The organism is Croceicoccus hydrothermalis (assembly GCF_022378335.1).
GTDB lineage: Bacteria > Pseudomonadota > Alphaproteobacteria > Sphingomonadales > Sphingomonadaceae > Croceicoccus > Croceicoccus hydrothermalis.
This window is the reverse complement of the sequence record NZ_JAIQCI010000015.1, coordinates 1-2,136: the sequence shown is the minus strand read 5'-3', so window position 1 is coordinate 2,136 and position 2,136 is coordinate 1. Positions and strand designations below refer to the sequence as shown.

Genomic DNA, 2,136 nt, shown 5'->3' with positions numbered 1-2,136 from the left:
CCAACGAAGGCGCCGACAGCTGGGTAATGATCGCCACTCTTATCGAGAGCGGCAAGTTACCAAGCATCGATTCGAACGCATGGAAGGTTAAAAGCCGCCCGATGTCCGAGAGCATGACACGCGCCCGCGTAATAAAGTCAGTGATCCATGCCCTTGCCGGGCATGTCTTCGGGCATCAGACGAATCGATACGACTTGTTCATCCGCACCATCCGCATCGTTATCGCGCATGCCAAAGTTACGCTGACTAACCATTCGCAACTTCAACCCGGGCCCCACTACAAACGGCCGTGGAAGCTCCAGGACGCTCATCCCGCAAATACCCAGCAACAACGAGGCCAGCGTCATCAAAACCATAGCCATCGCGGATGTCGGACTGGCTTATTGGCGGCGCACAGCTATGGACAAAGTCTCATAGTCGCATCCTAATTCAATAGACCTGTCGCGATTGATAGAACGAAGTTGGCAACATCGACACAGTATTGCTTTGGTCGCCATACCCTTATTGCGATACGCGATATGACACTGTTCCGGATGTGAGATTAATTTGAAGGTAGAACCCGATATCACGTTCTGTTTCAAACCAAGCCTGCTCTACCCCGTTGTCGTTGAACACCGCCCAGTCGGCACCAGCCGCTTTAAGCGGAGAGAGCGTATCTCCGCCGTCGGAAGAGCGCAGTAACCGAACCGATCCTGCCCACTCGCCCGACAGTTCAATCGAAATTGCCTTCGCTGGCTGCGCGAGGAAAGGGCCTACCGTACCAGACGCATCTGCGGTGCCGGTTAGCGGATCCCCGCCAAGTTGTGGCACGTTGACTACAGGCAGCGGCCGACCAATCTCCACGAGAGAAAAAGAATTTTCGGGACCCTGAAAGCCCACGGCAATGGCAGGGGCGTAATGGGCGGGCAATTTGATATTCAGATCCTGGTCCATAGCAACTCCTTGAAACTGCATCAACTTAATGCGCAACCCGTATTCGATTTGAACGTGATGGTTAAAACGGCCAAGGCTTGTAGGAAAATAAAACTTATCACGTTTCTCCTGTTTCTCGACCTGCCGCGTTCACAAAAGACTTCGTCCGTAGCCTAGCGGCGGCAAGGGTCAGGCAGCTCTCTGAAGACAGGATGTTTTTAACATAACTGGTGGCGATATTTCGCTGTTGCCCGAACGTTGCGAACAATGCGCTCAATGTAGTTGCAACCTCTACAGCAGCCATAGTTTGGATATTCCTTTACTTTGCGGGTATACCACTCTGCACCGAGGTTATTTCAGCTATGGTGTTTCCAATCCGGTGATAGTCATCCTTGAATGCGTCCTTCATCAGGAGGAAGCGACGATGGGTCGAGCGATTGGCTTGCGGGAGGATTTCGACGGACCGTTACTCCAGCGCGTGACACGGCGATCAAAGAGTTCGCCGCAGGCACGCCGACTGTTGACCGTCGCCCTGATCTACGATGTTGGTAGCCGGAGCGAGTCGGTGCGGATCGGCGGTGTCACCCTTCAGATCATCCGCGACTGGGTGATCGGCTTCAATACCTGCGATCCTGACGGGCTACTGGACGGCAAGGCCGTTGCCAACGCATTGATCCTCGACGATATGCAGCGACGTGCACTGCTCGAGTCGGGAGAGGGGGCTCTCCCGGCGATCCATGGCGTCGTGCGCTGGCGGCTTATCGATCTGGCACATTGGCTGCACGGAGAGTTTGCGGTGTCGCTCGACAAAACGACCGTCAACCGCGCGCTGAAAAAATTTGGCTATGTAAAGCTGACCGCTCGGCCCGGCCATCAGCGCAGAACCAGATAGCCATGAAAATATTAAGAAAGGGGCTTTGCCTCGGCATTGGAACAGGTCTGGGCCACCATTCCGAAGAAACCCCAGAAAAACTGGTTTCAGCACAAGGCGCGCGTCGGGCAGAAACAGTGCTCGCCGCCGCTGGACGCATCGCGGCACGCGGCCGTCTGCCCCGAAAAGGGTAAGGGCGTCGGACTGGTTCTGCCCTTCTACAACGCCGAAACGATGACACTGCACTTGGCTAAGTTCGCGCTTGTAGCGTGGTCTGAGCCCGAAGTTTTCATCAGCTACGAGCAGGGCCTTGGGCCGTTTTGATGCCCATTGCCGTTTGATCCTGCCTCGAT

Annotated in this window: 5 protein-coding genes; 2 read left to right on the top strand and 3 right to left on the bottom strand. The window is 55.1% G+C overall.

Going from position 1 to position 2,136, the window contains the following annotated elements:
- Positions 1-137 precede the first annotated feature (137 nt).
- From K4G67_RS10295 to K4G67_RS10285, 3 genes are all read right to left on the bottom strand, one after another.
- On the bottom strand, positions 138-347 hold the full coding sequence (locus tag K4G67_RS10295) for a hypothetical protein (protein WP_239806299.1): 210 nt from the start codon (positions 345-347) through the stop codon (positions 138-140).
- A 154-nt stretch (positions 348-501) separates the two neighbouring features.
- Positions 502-933, bottom strand: a complete 432-nt coding sequence (locus K4G67_RS10290) for a hypothetical protein (protein WP_239806298.1) — start codon at positions 931-933, stop codon at positions 502-504.
- A gap of 97 nt (positions 934-1,030) precedes the next feature.
- A complete protein-coding gene (locus tag K4G67_RS10285) occupies positions 1,031-1,216 on the bottom strand; it encodes a hypothetical protein (protein WP_239806297.1) in 186 nt (61 codons plus the stop codon).
- 3 nt (positions 1,217-1,219) lie between these two features.
- Here K4G67_RS10285 and K4G67_RS10280 point away from each other — a divergent pair, with 3 nt between their 5' ends.
- Positions 1,220-1,804: a helix-turn-helix domain-containing protein gene (locus K4G67_RS10280; protein ID WP_239806296.1), complete on the top strand. Its 585-nt coding sequence runs from the start codon at positions 1,220-1,222 to the stop codon at positions 1,802-1,804.
- Positions 1,805-1,840: 36 nt separating this feature from the next.
- Positions 1,841-2,107, top strand: coding sequence for a hypothetical protein (locus K4G67_RS10275; protein WP_239806295.1), 267 nt, complete (start codon positions 1,841-1,843; stop codon positions 2,105-2,107).
- The last annotated feature ends 29 nt before the right edge of the window (positions 2,108-2,136 follow it).

Coding starts and splice junctions, on each gene's coding strand:
- K4G67_RS10295 (WP_239806299.1), bottom strand. CDS start 347: ATGACGCTGGCCTCGTTGTTGCTGGGTATTTGCGGGATGAGCGTCCTG.
- K4G67_RS10290 (WP_239806298.1), bottom strand. CDS start 933: ATGGACCAGGATCTGAATATCAAATTGCCCGCCCATTACGCCCCTGCC.
- K4G67_RS10285 (WP_239806297.1), bottom strand. CDS start 1,216: ATGGCTGCTGTAGAGGTTGCAACTACATTGAGCGCATTGTTCGCAACG.